This is a genomic window from Allobosea sp. 117 (genome assembly GCF_000702305.1).
Classification (GTDB): Bacteria; Pseudomonadota; Alphaproteobacteria; order Rhizobiales; family Xanthobacteraceae; genus Ancylobacter.
The window spans coordinates 45,771-66,350 of sequence record NZ_KL370890.1 but is presented as its reverse complement, the minus strand read 5'-3'; the positions used below and the strand labels follow the sequence as shown (position 1 = coordinate 66,350).

Genomic DNA, 20,580 nt, shown 5'->3' with positions numbered 1-20,580 from the left:
GCCGAGGGGCGGCTCCGTCCGCGCGAGCGCCCGTCTCTGTGGGCCCCGGCGCCGCGATCCCACTAGAACCGGTAGACGAGCCGTGCGCTTGCCGACTGGCTCACATAGGTGTCGCCGATATCGGCCATGTAGCCGGCCCGGAACTCGAAGCCGCCGGCGCGCAGGAACTGCAGGCCGAGATCGATGCGGCCCAGCACCTCCGGCGCCTCCAGATAGTCGGTGAAGGTGCCGTCGGCGGCGAGCGCGCCGGCGAAGCTCGCATCCACCGAACGCGTGTTGTCCGGCAAATAGGTGACGCCGACGGCCGCATAGGGACGCAGCGTGATCGCGTTCTGCAGCTCCACCCGGCCGCCGACCTCGACCATCGCCGACAGGCCGACATTGGTCTTGCTGCTGCTGTCGAGCTGAAGGGCGTAGATCGGCGAACCCCTCTCGGTCACCCCCGGCATGTGCGAGTAGATCAGGTCGACGTCCCCATAGGGCCGGACGTACCAGTCCTCGAAGGTGAACTGATAGCCGGCCCGCAGCCGCGCGCCGGCCAGGAAGATGCTGGAATCGCTCTCCAGCGCCGCGCTGGAACCCGGCAGATTGACCAGCCGGGTGTTGTCGAAGGAGCCGTAGCCCATCGCCACCGAGCCGGCGAAGAACCATGGCCCGACGGTGTGGCGCAGCGAGACGGAGCCGTCATAGGTCTCGCCGTCCCCGTCGGAGCCGCCGGCCATCGAGGCCGAGGAGGTGCCGACGGCGAAGGAGCCGCCGAGATACCAGTCCTGGGCGATCTCGTGCTGGCCACCGATGCGGTAGCTGGTGGCGGAGACGTTGTAGCCCTGGATCTCGGCGGTGGTGTCCTGGTCGCTCCAGCGCCCGGAGATGTCGGCCCACACGCAGCTATCCTCGCCGTCGGGTCGGCCGCCGCTGAAGACCGGGCAGGTCAGCGAGGCGCCGAGGATGGTGCCGGCCGTATTGGCGTAGGCGATCGACTGCGCCTGGATGTCCTTGCCCGAATATTCGTTGAGTGCCGCTGTGTAGCTGCCGGCTCCGCCGATCTGCGAAAGCTGGGCGAAGGTGATGGCCATCCCGGCGTCGGAATTGTCCCAGGCGCGCGAAAGATAGTCGGCGAGCGAGGCCTGGCTCCGGGTGAGGGCGACGCCGGCGGGCGTGAAGTCGGCATGCGGCGTGATCGAGATGCTGTTCCCGAACTGCTCGGCGTCCCAGCGAAACAGCAGGGAGTCCTGCGCATCGGCCGTGGAGCTCAGGCTGCTGGCGGTCACGACCTGCACCGGCCCGGGCAGGAGCGAGATCGCGGTCGGCACGATGAGCCCGTCGATCAGGGCGAGGCCCGCCACGTCGAGGAGATCCCCCGCCTTGTTGAGCGAGTCGATGGTCACGCCGAGCTGACCCTCGCTGGTCTGGGTGAAGTCGCCGGTGACATGGGTGATGCGGATCTCGTCGGACATGCCGACGTTCAGCGTGCCGTGGTTGACCACGTCGCCGTCATTGACGCTGCCGGTGTTGTGCACGCCACCATTGACGTTGTTGAACGTGCCGCCGTTCAGATAGACGGCGCCGTCGACGGTGCCGGAATTGTTGACGGTAGTGATGCCGCCGCCGGTCTGCAGGATCGCCGTGCCGCTGGTGCCGAGGCTGGTGGTAAGGGTAGCGCCGGAGGCGACGGTAACGGTGTTGCCGGAATTGTCGCCATCGATCCAGACGCCGGCGGCGCCGGATTGCGTATCGGTGGCGGCAGTGCCGCTGCCGCCTGTCACGTTCGAGATGACGGTGACGGCGACGGTGCCGTTTAGGGTGGTGGTTAGGCCGCTGCTGCCCTGGCTCTGGGCGAAGATGCCGATGCCGTTCGTGCCGGTGGCCGAGATATCGCCGTTGGCGATGACGGCGACATTGCCGCCGCCGGTGCATGAATCGATGCAGATGCCCGAGGTCGATGCCGCGGTGCCGGCGAAGATCGAGCCGTCGCTCACCAGCACGCCGCCGCCGCCGCCGAGCGACTGCGCGAGGATGCCGACCGCCCCCGCGCCGGTAACGGTGACGCTGCCGCCGATGAAGGTGACGTTCACGTCGCCGCCGCTTCCGGCCCCCTGCGTGAGGGTATCCGAATCGGACGTGCTCCATGTCGTGGTCAGCGAAGGCGTCGCCGCCGTGTCGCCGGTGTCGTTGATCCGGATATAGCCGCCGCCGCCGCCGATCGACTGCGCAACGATGCCGTGCGCGGCAACGCCCTGCGTGCTGAGATTGACGTTGGCGACATTGATGGTGACCGTGCCGCCATTGCCGCTCGACATCTGGCCGCCGAGATTGGCGGTCACGGTCTCGGCGGTCGGCTGGACGCTGATCAGGCCGCCGCCGCCGCCGATCGACTGCGCCAGCAGGCCGATCGAGTAGTCGCCCTGCGTGGAGACGTTCAGTATGGCGTTGTTCACGCCCTGCTGCACCAGCACGGTACCGCCATCGCCGCCGGAGCCGGAATTGCCGCCGGCCGTCAGCGTCCACGAGGTGGATTGCTGCGTCACGCCGCCGAACAGGCTGCTGCCGGCGCCGCCGATGCCGCCACCGCCGCCGACCGATTGCAGGATGATGGCATCGGCCGCGACGCCGGTGGTGGCCACCGTCGAGCCGTTTGTGTCGTAATATTCGAACTGCACCGGGCCGCCGGTACCGCCACTGCCGGGGTTCCCGCCCTCGTCCTGGCCGAGTGTCACGAGACCCGTCGCACTGTCCGAGCCATCGGCACCCATGCCGCCGCCGCCGCCGATCGACTGCGCGATGATGCCGCTCGCGCCGTAGCCGGCGGTCTGGATGACGGCGTCGCCCGCTTGCAGGTCGATGACCACCTCGCCGGCATTGTTGCCCGAGCCGCCGCTGCCGCCGAGCGCGACGGTCGAATTGATAGTGATCTCGGGAAGGCCGCCGGTGCCGGTTGCCGCCGCCGTGCCTCCCTTGCCGCCGCCGCCGCCGATCGACTGCGCGACCACGCCGCTCGCCCAGTCGCCGGACGTGGTGATCGGCGCCGATATGACGAGCCCGATATTCCCGCCCGTGCCGCCCTGCGCGCCCTTGCCGCCGATGGACAACGTGAAGCTCGTGTCGATGGAAGGGATGTTGCTGCCGTCGTTGTCGCCCTGGAACACGTTCTGCAGGAAGCTGGAAACCTCGCTGGAGAATTCGCGCTCGGCGAGGCCGTTATTGGTGGCGACGATCGGGTTGTCCGCCGAACCGTCCGATCCGGCGGAGCCGCCGAGGCCACCGCCGCCGCCGATCGATTGCGCCAGCACGCCGACCGCATCGCCGCCATGGGTGGTGATCGGCGCCGCGACGTCGATGTTCAGATTGCCACCATTGCCGCCGGTGGCGTCGGAACCGAGGCCGATATTGACCGTCACGCTCGGCTTCAGCACCGGGTTGTTCTCGCCCGTGCCGATGGTCTGCGCCAGGCTGAACGAGCCGCCTTGCGAGGTGCCGCCGCCGCCGCCGATCGACTGCGCCAGCAGGCCGACCGAGCCGGAGCCCCAGGTGGTGATGCCGTCGCCGGCGCCGATAAAGGCGTAGACCTGGCCGCCATTCCCGCCCGCGCCGCCCTGCGAGCCCAGCGTCGCGGTGATCGAGGTGCTGCTTCCGGTACCGAAAGACTGGGTGTTGCCGGCGCCGAAGCCGGCATTACCGCCGCCGCCGCCGATCGACTGCGCGGTTATGCCGTTGGCATAGTCGCCATAGGTGGTGATGGAGGTCGGCGCACTGCCGGTCGGATCGGCAGTGAAATCGCCGCTGCCGTCGAGCGTGCCGCCAAGCGCCACGATCACCTCGCCGCCCGTGCCGCCGCTGCCGCCCGAGCCCCCGACGGTGACGGCTGTCGAGATGGCAAGCGACGTGACATCTCCCGGCGTATCGTAGCCAAGCACGGAGGCATTGGCGGAGGAATCGCCGCCTGCGCCGCCGCCGCCGCCGATCGACTGCACCAGTGCACCACCAGAGCCCTGGCCATAGGTGGTGATCGTGCTGCCCTGCGTCTGGAAGAACTGCGCCGTGTCGCCGTTGCCGCCATCGCCGCCTGAACCGCCCACCGAGAGGCTCACGGCCAGCGCGGCCTGGTCGCCGCTGGGGTTGGGTATGGCCAGCACCAGCGACTGCGCCATCGCGGAACCACCCATGCCGCCGCCGCCGCCGATGCTCTGCACCACGGCGCCATAGCTGTCGACCGAAAGCATGTTGCAGGTCGCGTCCGCGCAATGCGACTGCTCCAGCGCGATGCCGTCGCCCAGCAGCTCGATCTGCAGGCCTGTCAGCACCGAGGTGCCGGCCAAGGTGACGGTCGACGTCGAGGCGTCTCCGCCGGTTCCACCGTTACCGCCGACCGCCGAGGAGACGCCGATGGCCGCCGACGCCGTTTTCGCGATCGCCCAGCCGCCCGCTCCGCCGCCGCCGCCGATCGACTGTGCCAGAATACCGGGCGCCTTGGTGCCGGCGGTGGTGATGCTGGCGTCGTCGGTATTGATGGTAACTGCGCCGCCGTCGCCGCCGCCGCCGGCAGCACCTCCGACCGCCGTCGTTATGAAGATGCTGTTGGCGCTGGCATTGCCGCCATTGCCGCCGCCGCCACCGATCGACTGCATGACGACGCCGGCCGAGCCGTCGTCCAGGGTGAGGATTTCGGTGCCGGCGTTGAGCTCGGCGGTAACGGTTCCACCCGCGCCACCCGCGCCGCCATTGCCGCCGACGACGACATTGCCGCCCGCCGCGCCGCCGCCATCGCCGCCGCCGCCGCCGATCGACTGGCCGAGCACGCCGAAGGCCCCGAAGCCGTCGGTGACGATGCTGCCGCCGTCCGAGGTGAAGAGGACGGTGCCGCCATCGGACTCGTTAGGCGTGTCGCTGGCGCTGCCGCCAACCGTGTCGAAGGAGCCGCCGGCCTGGCCGCCGGCGCCACCGCCGCCGCCGATGGATTGCAGCAGCACGCCATGGGCGTTCGAGCCATAGGTGGTGATGTCGCCGCTGTTGGTCACGGCAGCGGTACCGGCGGTGCCCGCCGCCGCGCCGGTCCCGCCCGAACTGCTGAAGGTGCCATAGGAATAGCCGCCGCCGCCGCCCGACCCGGCGATCGACTGCGCGACGATGCCGCGCGCCGACGCCCCGTGGGTGACGATGGTGCCGGCATTGTCGACCGTCGCGTTGCCGGCGTTTCCTCCGGTGCCGCCGATGCCGGCGTGCGCATGCCCGCCGCTCGCCCCGCCGCCATCGCCGCCGCCGCCGCTGATGCTGGTCGCCACGATGCCCGACGAGGAGACGCCATAGGTGATGATAGCGGAGCCGGGATCGAGCGTGACCGTCACGTCTCCCGTCGAGCCGCCATCGCCGCCGTCGCCGCCATGTTGTTCGATGGAGCCGCCGTCGGCCAGGCCGCCGCCTGCCCCGGTGCCGCCTTGCGAAAGGACATAGATGCCGATGGACTGATCTTGCAGCGTGGTCACGGATGCGTTCGACAACTGGACATTGATGGCGCCGCCATTTCCACCATTTCCGCCAGCGCCGGCGGTGATGCTGTCGAGGCTGTCGGCCGCCTCGGCGCCGTCGTGCCCGTCGCTGCCGAGGCTGAACGCGGAGATGCCCGGAGAATTGGTGCCCTGCGTCACCACGGTGACCGGCTGACCTCCTGTCCCGGAAAGGCCGATGTTCAGCGTGGCGAAGACGCTGCCGCCCGCGCCGCCCGCGCCGGCAGTGCCGGCGGCGGGTACGACGCCGCCACTGCCGCCCGTGCCGCCCTGCAGCAGCGCCAGTATGCCGGCGGAATTGTCGCCATTGGTCGAGATGGTGACCGGAGCGGTCAGCGCGGCGATCTGGATGCCGCTATCGGCATTGGGGTAGACGTCGCCGCCCGCGCCGCCATTGCTCTCATAGCTGTAGTTGTTGAACTCCCAGAACGAGCAGTCATTAAAGTTTTGGCAGCCGGAATACCCGCCGCTCCCGGCCTGCACCAGCAGCGCGAGGGCAGGCAGCCCGCTGCCGGTGGTGGTCACGCTCGCATCCACGATGTCGATGCCGGCCCGCGCACCCTCCGCGCCGTCGCCGCCATTTTGGTTGTTGCCGTAGCCCGCCCCGCCATTGCCGCCGAAGGTCGCCGCGAACAGGCCGGCACCCTGGAGCGGGGTGCCGGGGGAGACGGCGTTGAGGATCGAAAGGCCGGGAACCGCGACATTCTGGGGCGTCCCGTTCGCCGTGACCGTCACGTCACCGCCTGCATTCAGGACGATCTGCGACGGCCCGGCCCAGATGCCGTCGCCGCCGCTTGCAATCGTGTACGCGGCGACGTTCGCCCCGCCGCTGCCGGTCGAGATCGCCTGGATGCCGAAGACGCCGCTGTTGTTGCCGACATTCTGCCACGTCCAGTCAACGGTCACCGGCGCCGCATTCACCACCGAAACCACGCCGCCTACTCCCGAATCGGAGCCGGCGGTGCCCTGATAGGCGCCGGTGGAGAACGCATCGATGCCGGCCGCGCCCTGCTGGCCGGTCGCCGTCACGGTGATCGCGCCGCCATTATAGACGGAGGCACCGTAGGAGTTGCCAAAGGTCGCCCCGCCCTGGTCGCTCACCCAGATGCCGAAGGCTTCCACCACCTGGACGGCCGACGTGGGATCCACAGTGACGGTGCCGTAATTGAACACTGCCGCAGGGGCGGTGGTGGAGCCGAGCCCGCTCGCCGCCTGCTGCGCCCAAATGCCGTAGATGTTGTAGTTATAATAGGCCGTCACGCCGTCCCCGAGCGTGATCGCCCCGGTATTGACGACGGTCAGGCCGGAGGCATTTCCGTTATTGACCGAATTGTCGCCGGTGATCGACGCGCCCAGGGCATAGACGCCGACCGAGGAGGTCGGGACTGCGCCGACGCCGATGTCGATGGTGCCGGCATTGTTCACGGTCAATGCGTTGCCGGAAGGAGCGTTGCCCGGCTCGGTGACCGTTATCGGCGAGGTATAGTCCCCGCTGGCGATGGAGCAGCTATAGCCGCTGCCCGAAGCCCCGCACGTCGCCTGCGCCGAGGCATCGCTCGAAACGGCGATCCAGGCGGTGGAAGCGAGGAGCCCGGCGATCAGCCGTCTATGCACCGTGGCGCACGCTGTCCCTGCAGCGCCAGCGCGGTGCTCGCCATCGCCGGTGTCGGCGATTCGATCAGACATGGACTGACGCCCCCCATGATGCACGGCGGCCAGCCGCCATGCCCGGGTCATCGCCTTCCCCAACCAGCCGGAGCCCGTCCCGCCCCAGGCCGGCCGCTCCCCCCGGTGCAGCGCGGACCTTACGACGGGCGATGATGCAAACGGACGGCGGAAAGCGCCATTACCCCAAGGGGTAAGTCCTGCGGCAGCAGAGGCCGCCTCATCCGCGCCTGCGATATCGCCATCGCCCGGACCGGGGCGATCGCATCTAGCCGCGGCCGCGTTCGAGCATCGCGTCGAGCCGAAGCTCCGGATAGAGCTCGGCCACGTGCCGGACATCCTCGGCGAGGCGGGCGATAATCCAGTCGCGGACCTCGGCCACGATCGGCCGCAGCGGCTTGTCGCGCGAGCGCACGAACTGGCAGTGCCGGCCGGTGACCTTGACCCGCGGGCTCGCGGGCACCAGCGCCTGCGTCCGCAGCCAGTGACAGGTGACGTTCAGCCAGCCGAGCGCCACCCCCTGGCCGAGCATCGCCGCCTGCACGACGATCGCATAGTCGGAGAAGATCATTGAGTTGGTCGCGGCGCCCGGATCGCCGGGGAAGAACACCTGCGACCAGTCCGGCTGTGCCTCGCCGAGATCGATCAGCGTCTCCACCGGGCTTGCCGCGTCGGCGATCGAGCCCCGCTGCCCGTCGCGATAGCCCGGGCTGCAGATCGGCACCAGTATCTCCGGCATGATGTAGCTCGCCTCGTGGCGCTCGTCCGGCCCGTCGACGAAGCGCATGCCGAGGTCGACATCGGTGACCGGCCCGGAGAGCGCCGACATGATGAGCTGGAAGCGCAGCTCGAGCGAGGGAAAGGCGCGCTTGATCTCCGCCATGTGCGGCATGATCCAGTGCGTCGTGAAGCCGGTCGAGACCGAGAGCGTGACCGTCTCGACCCCGGTCTTGCGGTCCTCGATCTCGCGCAGCGCATGCTCGATGCCCGAGAAGCCGCGGGAGATCGCCTCGTAAAGGATGCGCCCGGCCTCGGTCAGGGTGACGCCGCCGGGCATGCGCTCGAACAGGCTGATGCCCAGATGCTCCTCCAGCCGGCCCATCATCCGGCTCACCGCCGCCGGGGTCACGTTGAGTTCCTCGGCGGCGCGGGCGAAATTGCCACAGCGCGCCGCCGCCTCGAAGGTGAAGAAGCCATTCATGGAGGGCAGGGCAAGGCGAAGCTTACGCATTACATAATGTAATGCCGGCCAGATTTTTTTTCAATTGAACCCGCGTCGGATCGTTGGTCTCCTGCGGTCCGTCAACGGCTCGGTGCGAGCCCAACAAAATGTAAGCGCAAGGTGATGGGATGGCATGACGGGCCGCGGCAGCGGCCCGGCCGGTAAGCTCATCCCGAGAATGGAGGAGGATCGCCTGCCGCAATGCCGGCGGCGAGGGCTAGGACGTCAGGAACAGGCGGCAGGTCAGCTCATAGGCATGAGTTGGAAGTCAACATGATTACATGTCGTGAACCATCTCCTGGGAGACGGCTTCCATCAGGGTCTTCTCCAGATCTGCGGATAAACGTTTGCCCGAGCGGGCGATGTGGCAGATCTGCGGAAAGGCCGGAAGGCCGTGCTCGATCTCCATCAGACCGGGCTCGAGATGCCGGCGGCCGATTACACCCACGCCCAGCCCGTGGCGAATCCCGGCCGTCACGCCGTCGCAGCTCGGGCACTCCAGGACGACGTTCAGGCTTCGGCCCGTCACGGCAAGCGCTTCCTGCGCCGCGCGGCGGTAGAAGCAGTTTTCGTCGAAGGACACGAACGGAATGCTGCTCTCAAGGGTGAAGGGATGATCCGTCGACTGCACCCAGATCAGGTCTTCCCGCCACAATTCGAGGTCGTGCGGTGTCTTGTCGTGAACGAATATCTGCATCATAGCGAGGTCGAGGTCTCCCGCCCTGAGCCATTGCTCCAGGACGAGACTCTGCGCCACGCGAATGCTCAGAGAGACGCGCGGGTGCAGCCTGCGGAACCGGCCCAGCACGGCCGCCAGCCACTCGCTGGCCGCATCCTCCGTGGCGCCCAGCCGGACTTCGCCAGCGAGCTCGGACGATCGGAAATGGGCCGCCGCCTCGTCATGCAGGGCGATCAGGCGCTCGGCATAGGACAGCAGGCTCCGCCCGTCGGAGGTCGGGACGAAGCCGCTGCTGCCTTTCAGGAGGATGGGGCGGCCGATGCGCTCCTCCAGCCGCGTCAGCTTATGACTGACCGCCGACTGGGTCAGGTTCAGCTTGTGGGCGGCACGCGTCACGCCGCCGAGTTCCAGCACGGTCTTGAATGCTCGCAGGGAGTCGATATCGAGGCGCATGTCGATGACCATGACAAAATTCGATGTGCGCATGAGAACATATCATTTCTGTCATTCCTGCAAGCCGGCTAGCGTTCGCTCGTGTTCGTAAAAGGCGGCTAGGCATCCGATGAACCTCAGCGATTTCAAGATTCTCACCTTCGACGTTGTCGGCACCCTGATCGATTTCGAGGCCGGCATCCTCGACTATGTCCGCCCGATCGCCGAGCGGGCGGGATTGCAGCTCGACGACGAGGCGATCCTGCTGAGCTATGGAAAGGCGGAAGCGATCGAGCACGACCGGACGCCCGGCCTGCCCTTCCCGCCGATGATGGCGCCGGCCTACCGCACCATGGCCGCGGAGCTGGGACTTCCCGCCGACGAGGCCACGGTGGAGGGGTTCCGGCAGTCGGTTCCGGCGTGGCCGGCGTTTCCCGACACAGTCGACGCGCTGAAGCGGCTGCGGAAGCGCTTTCGTCTCGTGGCGATGACCAATTCCGACAATTGGGCGCTCGATCATTTCGTGCGGACGATGGAGCAGCCCTTCGACGATACGGTGACCGCCGAGGATGTCGGCACCTGCAAGCCGGATCCCCAGTTCTTCGCCTATGCCCGGGGACGCCAGAGCCCGCAGGGCTTCAGGCTGGGGGACTATCTCCACGTCGCGCAGAGCCAGTACCACGACATCGGCGTGGCGCGGCAACTCGGCTATCGCACGGCCTGGATCGAGCGGCGCAGGGGCAAGAAGGGCTTCGGCGGCTCGCCGGCCCCCGCCGTCGTGACCGAGCCCGACTACCACTATGCGAGCCTGGTGGAACTCGCAGACGCGGTGGACCGGGAAGGATGAGGTCGATGCGCGCCGAGGAACGACCCCCGCGCGGGGCCGCCATCATCGGCGGCGGCTCCGCCGAGGCACCAACCATTCCCCTGGATTTCTGAAACGGGACAGCATGTCGAGAACGATTGCTCGCGACACAGTAGGGGTCTCCATTCGGGCCGCTTCCAAATTCTATGGAAGCTTCCGCGCGCTCGACGAGACCAACCTCGAGGTCGCGCCGGGCGAGTTCGTCTCGATCCTCGGGCCGTCCGGCTCGGGCAAGACGACGCTGCTCGGCATTCTCGGCGGCTTCGTCCAGCCGACCTCCGGTTCGATCTTCCTCGGCCAGCGCGACATCACCCTCGAGCCGCCGCACAAGCGCGACATCGGCATCGTGTTCCAGAACTACGCGCTGTTCCCGCACATGAATGTCGCGGACAACGTGACCTTTCCGCTGCGCGCGCGGCGCATGCCGAAATCCGAATGGCCGGCGCGGCTCAAGGCGGCGCTCGACATGGTGGAGCTCGGTGGCTTCGGCGAACGCAAGATCCACGAATTGTCCGGCGGCCAGCGCCAGCGCGTCGCGCTCGCCCGCGCCATGATCTTCGAACCGCGCCTGATCCTGATGGACGAGCCGCTCTCCGCTCTCGACAAGCAATTGCGCGAGACCATGCAGATCGAGCTCAAGCATCTGCACCGCAAGCTCGCCGCCACCATGATCTATGTGACGCACGACCAGCGCGAGGCGCTCACCATGAGCGACCGCATCGCCATCATGAACAAGGGACGACTGGTCCAGGTCGATACGCCGGAGCGCCTCCACGACAATCCGGCGGATTCCTTCGTTGCTGGCTTCATAGGCGAGGCCACGCTTCTGCCGGTCCGGCGCGTCGACGACCGCTCGGTCGATCTCGACGGCACGCGCCTCGTCTGCGCGCGGGCGGTGCCGAACGACGCGGAACTGTTCCTCGTCGTCCATTCCGAGAAGCTCACTGCCGCCCCGGACGCCGTGCCGGGGACGCCGAACCTGCTGAGCGGCGTCGTGACCGAGACGCTCTACCAGGGCGAGAGCATCCGCATCTTCCTGGAACTCGACCGCGGTGCGCGGCTCAGCCTCAGGGTGCCGAGCAACCACCAGGGCCGATCGCTGCTGAAGGCGCCCGGCGAGCGCATCGCCGTCGCCATCCACCCGGACGACACCATCGTCGTGCCGCAAGCCCGCTGACCCGAATTCCCGACATCTGCCAAAAGGAACGAAGAAAATGAAGTTCACCGATTTCAAGGTCATGACGTTCGACGTCGTCGGCACGCTGATCGACTTCGAGACGGGTGTCCTGGGCGCGGTGCGTACGCTCGGTGGCCCGAAGGCTGCCGCGGCGAGCGACGACGAGATCTTCGAGCCCTACAAGCGCGGCCGGGACAAGTTCTACGGGCGCTCCTCCTTCGCCATGAAGGATGTCTATCTGTCGCTCGCCAATGAATGCGGCTTCAACAACGACGAAGCCACCGCCGAGGCGTTCCAGCTCGCGGTGCTGCGCTGGCCGGCCTTCGCCGATTCCGTCGAGGCGCTTTGCCGGCTCAGGAAGAACTTCCGGCTGGTCGCCATGACCAATGCCGACCGCACCGCCTTCTCCGCCTATGCGGCGACGCTCGGCAATCCGTTCCACGACAGCGTCACCTGCGACGAGACCGGATGCGCCAAGCCGGACCCCCGCTTCTTCGCCTTCAACAAGGGGCGCCAGTCGGCGCTCGGCTTCCAGCAGTCCGAAATCCTGCATGTCGCGCAGAGCCAGCATCACGACATCGGCGTCGCCAAGGCCGAGGGCTATGTCACCTGCTGGATCGAGCGTCGCCAAGGCCAGAAGGGTTTCGGCGGCACGCCGGATCCCAAGGTGCTGACTAAGTCGGACTTCCACTTCTCCTCGCTGAAGCAGCTCGCCGACGCGGTCGACGCGGAACTCGCCGACACCCGCGCGGCCGCCTGACATCGAGTGCGACGGCCATGGCCACCCATCCCTCCCCGGTCGACATCGACTCCCTCTGGCGGGCGACCTCGGTCGCCCGGCCGGAGATCGGAAGCCTGTCGGGCGACCAGGCCTTCGACGTCGCCATCATCGGCGGCGGCTATACCGGGCTTTCCACGGCGCGCTATCTCGCCAAGGCCGGGCTGTCGCCGGTGGTGCTCGAAGCGAACCGCATCGGCTGGGGCGCCAGCGGGCGCAACGGCGGCGTGGTGTCCGGCAAGTTCCGCATCGGCTTCAAGGATATTGCCGCGCGATACGGCCTCGACACCGCCCGCAGCATGCACGATCTCGGACTTGAGGCGGTCGAGCATGTCGGGCAACTCGTCGAGGAGCTCGGCATAGAGGGCGCGGATTACCGGCCCTCGGGCTCGCTGCGCTGCGCCCACAATGCCCACACGCTCGAGGTGCTGAAGAGCGAGGCGGCCTGGCTGCGCGAGGCGCTGGGCGATCGCGGCATATCCATCCTGAGCGCCGGGGAGGTGGCGGCCGAGACAGGCTCGCGCGGCTTCACCGGTGGCATGCTCAGCACCCATGGCGGGGTTATCCATCCGCTGAATTTCGTCCTCGGGCTGGCCGCCGGACTCAAGGCCGAGGGGATCGCCATCTATGAGGGCACGCCGGTCATCCGCTTCGGGCGAGACGGCGCGGGCGTGATCGTGGAGACGCCGGGCGGACGCATCACCGCGCGCCAGCTCGTGATCGCCACCAACTCCTATTCCGACCTGACGCCGGCGACGGCACCGGTGCGCAAGGCTATCATCCCGTTCCGATCGGCGATGATCGCCACCGAGCCGCTGGCCGGCACGCCGGGCGCCGGACTGCTCGCCACCGGGCGCAGCTACACCGAGACGCGGCGGATGATGCGCTGGTTCCGCAAATCCGGCGATCGCCTGCTCTATGGCGGGCGCGGTGCCTTCGGCAAGACCGACACGCAATCCGCCTTCGCCGCGCTGGAGAAGGAGATGGTGCGCCAGTTCCCCGAGCTCGCCTCGGTGAAGGTGACGCATCGCTGGTCGGGGCTGGTGGCGATGACGCTCGACAGCCTGCCGCATCTTGGCCGGCTCGACGAGCGCGTCGTCTATTCGGTCGGCTACAACGGCACCGGCGTCGCGCTCGCCTCCGGGATCGGCCGCCATGTCGCCGCGCTGGTTACCGGCGGCAAGCCGGACCTCGGCCTGCTGACGCGACAGCCGCTCCATCCCATTCCCTTCTACGGACTGCGCGAACCCGCCGTCCGCCTGGTCGCGGGCTGGTACCAGTTCCTCGACGCCATAGGGCGATGACGCGCCGCGATCATCGTCTCACGAACGTCAGCGGCCGACAAAAAGGACCTAGAGGAGAACCGGAATGCGCGTGACACTCTCGATCTCGACCATGGCGGTGGCCCTGCTGCTGTCGGCCGCGGCCGCCTCGGCCGAACAGATCACCTTCGTATCCCAGGGCGGCGCCTATCAGGAGGCCCAGACCAAGGCCATCCTCGATCCGGCCGCCAAGCTGCTCGGCATCACCATCAACCAGGATTCCTCGCCCGACGCCTGGCCGGTGCTGAAGACCCAGACCGCGACCGGCAAGCCGGTCTGGGACGTGATCGACACGCCCACCAAGGACTGCATCCGCGGCGGCGAGCAGGGCATGATCGAGAAGCTCGACTTCTCCAAACTGCCGAACGCGGCCGAGATCCCGGCGGCATACAAGACGGCCTATTCGGTTCCCTACGAGTTCTATTCGTCGGTTCTTGCCTTCAACAAGAAGAAGTACGGCGAGAACGGGCCAAAAAGCTGGGCGGATTTCTGGGACGTAAAGAAGTTCCCGGGCACGCGGGCGCTGCGCAGCCATCCGATGGCCACGCTCGAGGCCGCGCTACTGGCCGACGGCGTGCCGGCCGACAAGCTCTATCCGCTCGATGTCGACCGCGCCTTCAAGAAGCTGGAGGAACTGAAGCCCCACGTCACCGTGTGGTGGACCTCCGGCGCCCAGTCGGCGCAGTTGCTGGCCGATGGCGAGATCGACATGGAGATGGCGTGGAACGGCCGCGTCACCGCGGTGATGAAGGAGGGGGCGCCGGTCGGCTACACCTTCAACCAGGGCTTCCTGCAGGAGACCTCGCTCTGCATCCTCAAGGGCGCACCCAATCTGGAGACCTCCTACAAGTTCCTGAACGCGGCGATCTCGCCCGACATCCAGGCGAACTTCCCGGCCTATATCGACTACGGCCCGGGCAACCCCGCCGCCTACAAGACCGGCAAGATCTCGCCCGAGCGCGCCGCGCAGATGCCGAGCTCGCCGGAGAACGCCGCCAAGCAGATATTGATCTCGGTGGCGTGGTGGAGCTCGCCGGCGGGCGAGGAGGCGCAGAAGCGCTGGGCGTCGTTCATCCAGAAGTGAGCGACGGCTAACCTAAGCTGTTGAAAGCACGTTCTTTCCGGCCGGACGATGCCATCCGGCCGGGAAGAGTTTAGCGAGGAAGCTTCCATGTCGACGTCGCCGATCAATCCTTCGGTCGCGCACGACCGGCGCGAGCGCCGCCTGATCCTGCTGCTGCTGGCGCCGGCGCTCGCCGTCGTCGGCTGCCTGCTGGTGGTGCCGCTCGGCTGGCTCGCCTGGCAGTCGGTGCGGCAGGACGGCGGGTTCACCCTGGCGCACTACGCCCGGTTCCTCACCGACGACGTCTACTGGATGACCTTCCTGCAGACCTTCCGAATGGCCTTCATCGTGACGGCCGCGGCGCTCATCCTCGGCTATCCCGTCGCCTATGTGGCGGCGGGGGCGTCGCGGCGCTGGAGCATCTTCATCCTGGCGATGGTGGTGCTGCCGTTCTGGACCAGCGTGCTGGTGCGTGCCTATGCCTGGCTGATCCTGCTGCAGCGGCGCGGACTGGTGAATTCGGCGCTGACCGACCTCGGGCTGATCGACGCCCCGCTCACGCTGGTCAACAACGAGTTCGGCACCATCGTCGCCACCGTGCACATCCTGCTGCCCTTCATGGTGCTGCCGCTCTACGCCACAATGCAGAAGATCCCGCCCGAACTGACCATGGCGGGGGCGAGCCTCGGCGGCACGCCGCTGCACGTGTTCCTGCGCGTGTTCCTGCCGCTGTCGCTGCCCGGCGTGGTCGCCGGCATGGTGCTGGTCTTCGTGCTGACGCTCGGCTTCTACATCACGCCGGAGCTGCTCGGCGGCGGGCGGACCTACATGGTCTCGATGCTGGTCTCGCGCAATATCGAGGTCTACAACGAGTGGGGTGCGGCCTCCTCGATCAGCGTGGTGCTGCTCGCCTGCGTGTTCTTCATCTTCCGCCTGGCCAGCCTCGTGATCCCGTTCGAGCGCATCATGGGGGCACGCTGATGGCGGTCCCGAAGATCCTGCTGCGCGTCTTCGTCGGCCTCGTCCTGCTGTGGCTGATGATCCCCATCGTCATCATCGTGCCGATGTCCTTCTCCGGCGCGCGCTTCCTCGCCTTCCCGCCACCCTCCTGGTCACTGCGCTGGTACGAGGCCTATCTCGCCAGCCCCGCCTGGATGCAGGCGACCCGCGTCAGCCTCATAGTCGCGGTGTCGAGCGCCGTCATCGCCACGGTGATGGGGACCGCCGCGGCCTATGCGCTCAACCTCGCCAATTCGCGGCTGGTGCGCAGCCTGCAGGTGGTGCTGATGCTGCCGCTGGTGGTGCCGATCGTGATCACCGCGGTGGGGGTGTTCCTCGTCTATGCCAATGTCGGCCTGCTCGCGACCATGACCGGCCTGATCCTCGCCAATGTCATGCTCGGCCTGCCCTATGTCATCACCTCGGTGCTGGTGGGCCTGCGGAAGTTCGACCCGGCGCAGGAAATGGTCTCGCGCAGCCTCGGCATGAACCGGCTGCGCACCTTCTTCATCGTCACGCTACCGCAGATCCGTCCGAGCGTGATCACCGGCCTGCTGTTCGCCTTCATCTCGGCGCTCGACGAGACCGTGGTGGCGCTGTTCATCTCCGGCGGCCAGTACCAGACGCTGACCAAGCGCATGTTCACCGCGCTGCGCGACGAGATCGACCCGACCATCGCGGCGATCAGCACGCTGCTCACCGCGGTGTCGTTCCTCGTGGTGATGCTGGTCGCGCTCAGCGCGCGCGGCGAGGCGAAGTCGAACGCTGCGTCATGAACACCGACATACTGATCCTCGGCGGCGGCTCGGCCGGCTGCGTGCTGGCCGCGCGCCTCTCCGAAGACCCGCATTGCGACGTCATCCTGGTCGAGGCCGGCCGCAACGTCTCGGCGGACGACATTCCAGACGACGTGCGTGCGCGCTATCCCGGCCGCGCCTATCTCGACACGTCCAACATCTGGAGCGGCCTCAACGCCCTCATGGGCGGCGCGACGCGCAATGCCGGCCGGCGGCCCCGCCGTTACGAGCAGGCCCGGATTCTCGGCGGCGGGTCGGCCATCAATGCGCTGATGGCCAATCGCGGTGCGCCCGGCGACTATGACGAATGGGAGGAACTGGGCGCGGAGGGCTGGGGGTGGGACGCCTGCCTGCCGGTGTTCCGCGCCATGGAGGCCGACCGCGACTTCGACGGCCCGCTGCACGGATCAGACGGCCCGCTGGTGCTGCGCCGCATCGGCGACGGGCAGGTCTCGCGCTTCGTCGAGCGGGTGATGAAGACGCTGGACAAGCGGGGCCATCCGATCCGGCTCGACCAGAACGGGCCATGGGAGGACGGCACCTTTCGCGGCGTGGTGGCGGTGAGCGACCAGGGCGAGCGCCAGCCGACCTCGCTCGCCTATCTGACGCCGGAGGTGCGCCGGCGGCCCAATCTGAAGATTCTCACCGGCCATGTCGCGACCCGCCTCATATTCGAGGGGACCCGCGCCACCGGCGCCGAGATCGTGGGGCCGGGCAGCGGACCGCTCACGATCGCGGCGCGGCAGGTCGTGCTCGCGGCTGGCGCGATCCATTCGCCGGCGCTGCTGCTGCGCTCCGGCATCGGGCCGGCGGAGGAACTGCGCACGCTCGGCATCCCCGTGGTGCGCGACCGGCACGGCGTCGGCCGCAACCTGATGGAGCACCCCTCGATCGCGGTCGCCACCTGGCTACCGCCGGAGGCGCGCGAGCGCAATCCGGGCGAGCACCACGAGGAGGCGATCTGGCGCTATACCTCCGACCTGCCCGGAACGCCGGCCGGCGACATGCACGCGGCGATCCTGTCGCGCGCCGGCTGGCATTCGGTGGGGCTGCGCACCGGCAGCCTGTTCTTCTGGGTGAACAAGTCCTATTCGCGTGGCTTCCTGCGTCTCGCCTCGAGCGACCCGGCCGTCGAGCCCGAGGTCGATTTCCGCATGCTCAGCGACGAGCGCGACCTCGTCCGCCTGAAGTCGGCGCTGCGCATGGGCGCGGAGGCGCTGCTCGATCCCGGCATGGACGGGTTCCGCGACGTGGTGTTCCCCGCGAGCTACACGCCGCGCGTGGCGAAGATCGCCGTGCCGGGCATCTGGAACGCCGTGCAGCGCGGCGCGCTCGCCGGATTGCTCGACATCGCCGGGCCGCTGCGCGCGGCGCTCATCCATGCGGTGGTGACGCAGGGCATCACCATTCGCGGGCTGCTCACCGACGACGACACGCTCACCGAATTCGTGCGGACAAATGTCGGGGGCACCTGGCATCCCTCCGGCACCTGCCGCATGGGCCGGGCCGACGATCCGCAGGCCGTGACCTCGCCGACCGGCACCGTGCTCGGCGTGGAGGGCCTGCGCGTCGCCGACGCCTCGGTGATGCCGTCCATCCCGCGCGCCAATACCAACATGCCGACCATCATGATTGCCGAGCGCATCGCCGCCTTCATCCGCAACGGCCGTTGAGCGCGCCGATATAAGCGGGCTGAAATCCGCGCCGGCGGCCAGACGGCGGCCGCCCCTTCCCACCTGACGCAGGAGACCACGACATGGCCGAACGACGCTACCGCATCGCCGTCATTCCCGGCGACGGCATCGGCAAGGAAGTGATGCCGGAGGGCGTGCGCGTGCTGGAGAAGGCCGCCTCGCTCTATGGCTTCGCGATCGAGCAGACCTGGCACGACTTCGCCTGCTGCGACTGGTATGCCCGCCATGGCGAGATGATGCCGGAGGACTGGAAGGAGCGGATCGGCTCGTCCGACGCCATCCTGTTCGGCGCGGTCGGCTGGCCCGACACCGTGCCCGACCATGTCTCGCTCTGGGGCTCGCTGCTGCAGTTCCGCCGCGAGTTCGACCAATACGTCAATCTGCGGCCGGTGCGGTTGATGCCGGGCGTGCCCTCGCCGCTGGTCGGCCGCAAGCCGGGCGACATCGATTTCTGGGTGGTGCGCGAGAACACGGAGGGCGAGTACACCTCGATCGGCGGGCGCATGTATCCCGGCACGCCGCGCGAGATCGTGGTCCAGGAAACCGTCATGTCGCGCCACGGCGTCGACCGGGTGCTGAGATACGCCTTCGAGCTGGCGATGCGGCGCCCCGACAGGCACCTCACCTCGGCCACCAAGTCGAATGGCGTCGCGATCACCATGCCCTACTGGGACGAACGCGTGGAAGCCATGAAGGCCGCCTATCCGCAGGTGCGCACCGACAAGTACCACATCGACATATTGACGGCGCAGTTCGTGCTCCATCCGGACCGGTTCGACGTGGTGGTCGCCTCGAACCTGTTCGGCGACATCCTCTCCGATCTCGGGCCCGCCTGCACCGGCACCATCGGCATCGCGCCGTCCGGCAACATCAATCCGGACCGGACCTTTCCCTCGCTGTTCGAGCCCGTGCACGGCTCGGCGCCGGACATCGCCGGCAAGGGCATCGCCAATCCGATGGGCCAGATCTGGTCCGCCGCCATGATGCTCGACCATCTCGGCGAACCGGCCGCGGCGGCGGCGATCGTACGGGCGATGGAACGCGTGCTGATCGAGCCCAGGGCTCGCACCGGCGATGTCGGCGGCAGCGCCGACACCGCCACCTGCGGCAAGGCGGTTGCCGCGGCACTCGAGTGAGCCCCTGCTGGACGCAGCCGTGAGCGGCCGGCACCTTTGACGAGGCAGCCCATCCGAACCCGTATCCCCGCGCGAAAACCCCGCCCGGGCTCGCCCGTTTCCGCGCTGTCGGGACCGCCCATATCACGTCGACGGTGACACCGTTGATCGAGCGTCTTGGAGGCGATCCAGGCCAGCTATCGGCGCCGACCTTCTGAAGATCGGCGGCCTATCGCGCGACAGCGGCCGGGAAGGTCCAGGTGCCGTTCAGGATTTCCGGACGGGGTCGATAGAGCCGGACCATATAGTTCCAGCCGGCCGTGACCGGCAGGCAATTGGCGATCTTGCCGTCGCAGCCGCCGAACTGAATGTCGAAGCTGCCGTCGGCGCTCTTCTCCGCGGTGATGTTGTTGAGCGAATAGGCGTCGAACGCGTTGGGCGTGAAGAAGCCCTCGGCGTTGTAGACCGTGACGGACCAGAAGCCGTCGACCGGCACGCTTGCCGGCACCGTCAGGCCGTAGACGGCCCGGCCGTCGTTCTTCTCGGGGAAGACGTTGAGGTAGACGGCTTCCTTGTCCGGGTTTCCGCCCCAGGCTGAAGCCGTGCCGAGCAGGAAGCGGACCGGGTCGACCTCTCCGCGGGTGCCGAACATCCGGTTCTTGTCGGACAGCGTATCGGCGAGAACGACGAGCAGGTCGCGGATCTTCTTCTGGCCGTCCTGATCCCAGGCCGGCACCTCGAACGTGCCCGGCCCGCCCGGTTGCTCGACCTTGATGGCGTCCTGCACCGCGTGGGCCTGCGTCATATCCTGCTTGTCCGCTGGGTCGGCCAGCGTGCGGAACGCCACGGCGACATAGCGCGTGCCGACGTCCTCGCGCCTCAGGGTGTAGGGTCCCGGCTTGTAGGCGACCTGGTGGGTGTAGTGATCCTCGTTGATCACCTGCATGGAGATGAAGCGCCGGCCGGCATCGGGGATGGTGATCGTGACCGGCCCGGCGTCGAGGTCGAACACCGCGGAAGAGTAGAGGGTATCGCGGTTGAGGCGGATGACCGTCTGCTTGTCGAGCGGCGCGGGCTCCCGCGTGTGGTCGAATCTGCCGAAGCCGCCATTCCTGACGATTCCGGAGAAGTAGAGGTCCGATTCGGCGCGCGGGAAGTTCTCGACCGTGACGGGCACCGGCCTGGACTGGGGAGCTTGCGCATATGCGGCGGGGCCGAGCACGGCCAGGATCGCCAGCGTGAGGAACAGCTTCATGGTCGCTTCCTTGTTG

The 20,580-nt window shown here is 68.0% G+C and carries 13 protein-coding genes; 9 read left to right on the top strand and 4 right to left on the bottom strand.

What is annotated here, in order from left to right; all coding sequences use genetic code 11:
• Positions 1 to 62: 62 nt before the first annotated feature.
• From U742_RS0121470 to U742_RS0121460, 3 genes are all read right to left on the bottom strand, one after another.
• Positions 63 to 7,187, bottom strand: a complete 7,125-nt coding sequence (locus tag U742_RS0121470) for an autotransporter outer membrane beta-barrel domain-containing protein (protein WP_156034304.1) — start codon at positions 7,185 to 7,187, stop codon at positions 63 to 65.
• Positions 7,188 to 7,434: 247 nt separating this feature from the next.
• A complete protein-coding gene (locus tag U742_RS0121465; RefSeq protein ID WP_029356834.1) occupies positions 7,435 to 8,397 on the bottom strand; it encodes a LysR family transcriptional regulator in 963 nt (320 codons plus the stop codon).
• A gap of 268 nt (positions 8,398 to 8,665) precedes the next feature.
• On the bottom strand, positions 8,666 to 9,532 hold the full coding sequence (locus tag U742_RS0121460; RefSeq protein WP_029356833.1) for a LysR family transcriptional regulator: 867 nt from the start codon (positions 9,530 to 9,532) through the stop codon (positions 8,666 to 8,668).
• 97 nt (positions 9,533 to 9,629) lie between these two features.
• On the opposite strand from U742_RS0121460, the gene U742_RS0121455 reads away from it, so the two are divergent.
• The 9 genes from U742_RS0121455 to U742_RS0121410 all read left to right on the top strand — a co-directional run bounded on the left by U742_RS0121455 (position 9,630) and on the right by U742_RS0121410 (position 19,330).
• A complete protein-coding gene (locus U742_RS0121455) occupies positions 9,630 to 10,346 on the top strand; it encodes an HAD-IA family hydrolase (protein WP_029356832.1) in 717 nt (238 codons plus the stop codon).
• Between the two features lie 103 nt (positions 10,347 to 10,449).
• A complete protein-coding gene (locus tag U742_RS0121445; RefSeq protein WP_029356831.1) occupies positions 10,450 to 11,541 on the top strand; it encodes an ABC transporter ATP-binding protein in 1,092 nt (363 codons plus the stop codon).
• Positions 11,542 to 11,578: 37 nt separating this feature from the next.
• Positions 11,579 to 12,301: an HAD-IA family hydrolase gene (locus tag U742_RS0121440; RefSeq protein ID WP_029356829.1), complete on the top strand. Its 723-nt coding sequence runs from the start codon at positions 11,579 to 11,581 to the stop codon at positions 12,299 to 12,301.
• A gap of 17 nt (positions 12,302 to 12,318) precedes the next feature.
• Entirely contained in the window at positions 12,319 to 13,623 is a 1,305-nt protein-coding gene (locus tag U742_RS0121435) for an NAD(P)/FAD-dependent oxidoreductase (RefSeq protein WP_029356827.1), read from the top strand.
• 64 nt (positions 13,624 to 13,687) lie between these two features.
• Positions 13,688 to 14,725: an ABC transporter substrate-binding protein gene (locus U742_RS0121430; RefSeq protein WP_029356825.1), complete on the top strand. Its 1,038-nt coding sequence runs from the start codon at positions 13,688 to 13,690 to the stop codon at positions 14,723 to 14,725.
• Between the two features lie 87 nt (positions 14,726 to 14,812).
• A complete protein-coding gene (locus U742_RS0121425; protein WP_029356822.1) occupies positions 14,813 to 15,685 on the top strand; it encodes an ABC transporter permease in 873 nt (290 codons plus the stop codon).
• The gene (locus tag U742_RS0121420) at positions 15,685 to 16,479 is read left to right on the top strand and encodes an ABC transporter permease (RefSeq protein ID WP_029356821.1); all 795 of its coding nucleotides are present in this window, start codon (positions 15,685 to 15,687) and stop codon (positions 16,477 to 16,479) included. The genes U742_RS0121425 and U742_RS0121420 overlap by 1 nt, the downstream gene beginning before the upstream one ends.
• A complete protein-coding gene (locus U742_RS0121415; protein WP_029356819.1) occupies positions 16,476 to 18,173 on the top strand; it encodes a GMC family oxidoreductase in 1,698 nt (565 codons plus the stop codon). The genes U742_RS0121420 and U742_RS0121415 overlap by 4 nt, the downstream gene beginning before the upstream one ends.
• Positions 18,174 to 18,256: 83 nt before the next feature.
• A complete protein-coding gene (locus U742_RS0121410) occupies positions 18,257 to 19,330 on the top strand; it encodes a tartrate dehydrogenase (protein ID WP_029356818.1) in 1,074 nt (357 codons plus the stop codon).
• 208 nt (positions 19,331 to 19,538) lie between these two features.
• On the opposite strand, the gene U742_RS0121405 is transcribed toward U742_RS0121410, so the two are convergent.
• Entirely contained in the window at positions 19,539 to 20,564 is a 1,026-nt protein-coding gene (locus U742_RS0121405; protein ID WP_029356816.1) for a DUF1214 domain-containing protein, read from the bottom strand.
• Positions 20,565 to 20,580: the final 16 nt, after the last annotated feature.

Excerpts from the sequence above, each read along its gene's own strand:
- U742_RS0121460 (WP_029356833.1), bottom strand. The coding sequence starts at position 9,532 with ATGGTCATCGACATGCGCCTCGATATCGACTCCCTGCGAGCATTCAAG.
- U742_RS0121405 (WP_029356816.1), bottom strand. The coding sequence starts at position 20,564 with ATGAAGCTGTTCCTCACGCTGGCGATCCTGGCCGTGCTCGGCCCCGCC.
- U742_RS0121425 (WP_029356822.1), top strand. The coding sequence starts at position 14,813 with ATGTCGACGTCGCCGATCAATCCTTCGGTCGCGCACGACCGGCGCGAG.
- U742_RS0121435 (WP_029356827.1), top strand. The coding sequence starts at position 12,319 with ATGGCCACCCATCCCTCCCCGGTCGACATCGACTCCCTCTGGCGGGCG.
- U742_RS0121420 (WP_029356821.1), top strand. The coding sequence starts at position 15,685 with ATGGCGGTCCCGAAGATCCTGCTGCGCGTCTTCGTCGGCCTCGTCCTG.
- U742_RS0121470 (WP_156034304.1), bottom strand. The coding sequence starts at position 7,187 with ATGTCTGATCGAATCGCCGACACCGGCGATGGCGAGCACCGCGCTGGC.
- U742_RS0121445 (WP_029356831.1), top strand. The coding sequence starts at position 10,450 with ATGTCGAGAACGATTGCTCGCGACACAGTAGGGGTCTCCATTCGGGCC.
- U742_RS0121455 (WP_029356832.1), top strand. The coding sequence starts at position 9,630 with ATGAACCTCAGCGATTTCAAGATTCTCACCTTCGACGTTGTCGGCACC.
- U742_RS0121440 (WP_029356829.1), top strand. The coding sequence starts at position 11,579 with ATGAAGTTCACCGATTTCAAGGTCATGACGTTCGACGTCGTCGGCACG.
- U742_RS0121410 (WP_029356818.1), top strand. The coding sequence starts at position 18,257 with ATGGCCGAACGACGCTACCGCATCGCCGTCATTCCCGGCGACGGCATC.
- U742_RS0121430 (WP_029356825.1), top strand. The coding sequence starts at position 13,688 with ATGCGCGTGACACTCTCGATCTCGACCATGGCGGTGGCCCTGCTGCTG.
- U742_RS0121465 (WP_029356834.1), bottom strand. The coding sequence starts at position 8,397 with ATGCGTAAGCTTCGCCTTGCCCTGCCCTCCATGAATGGCTTCTTCACC.
- U742_RS0121415 (WP_029356819.1), top strand. The coding sequence starts at position 16,476 with ATGAACACCGACATACTGATCCTCGGCGGCGGCTCGGCCGGCTGCGTG.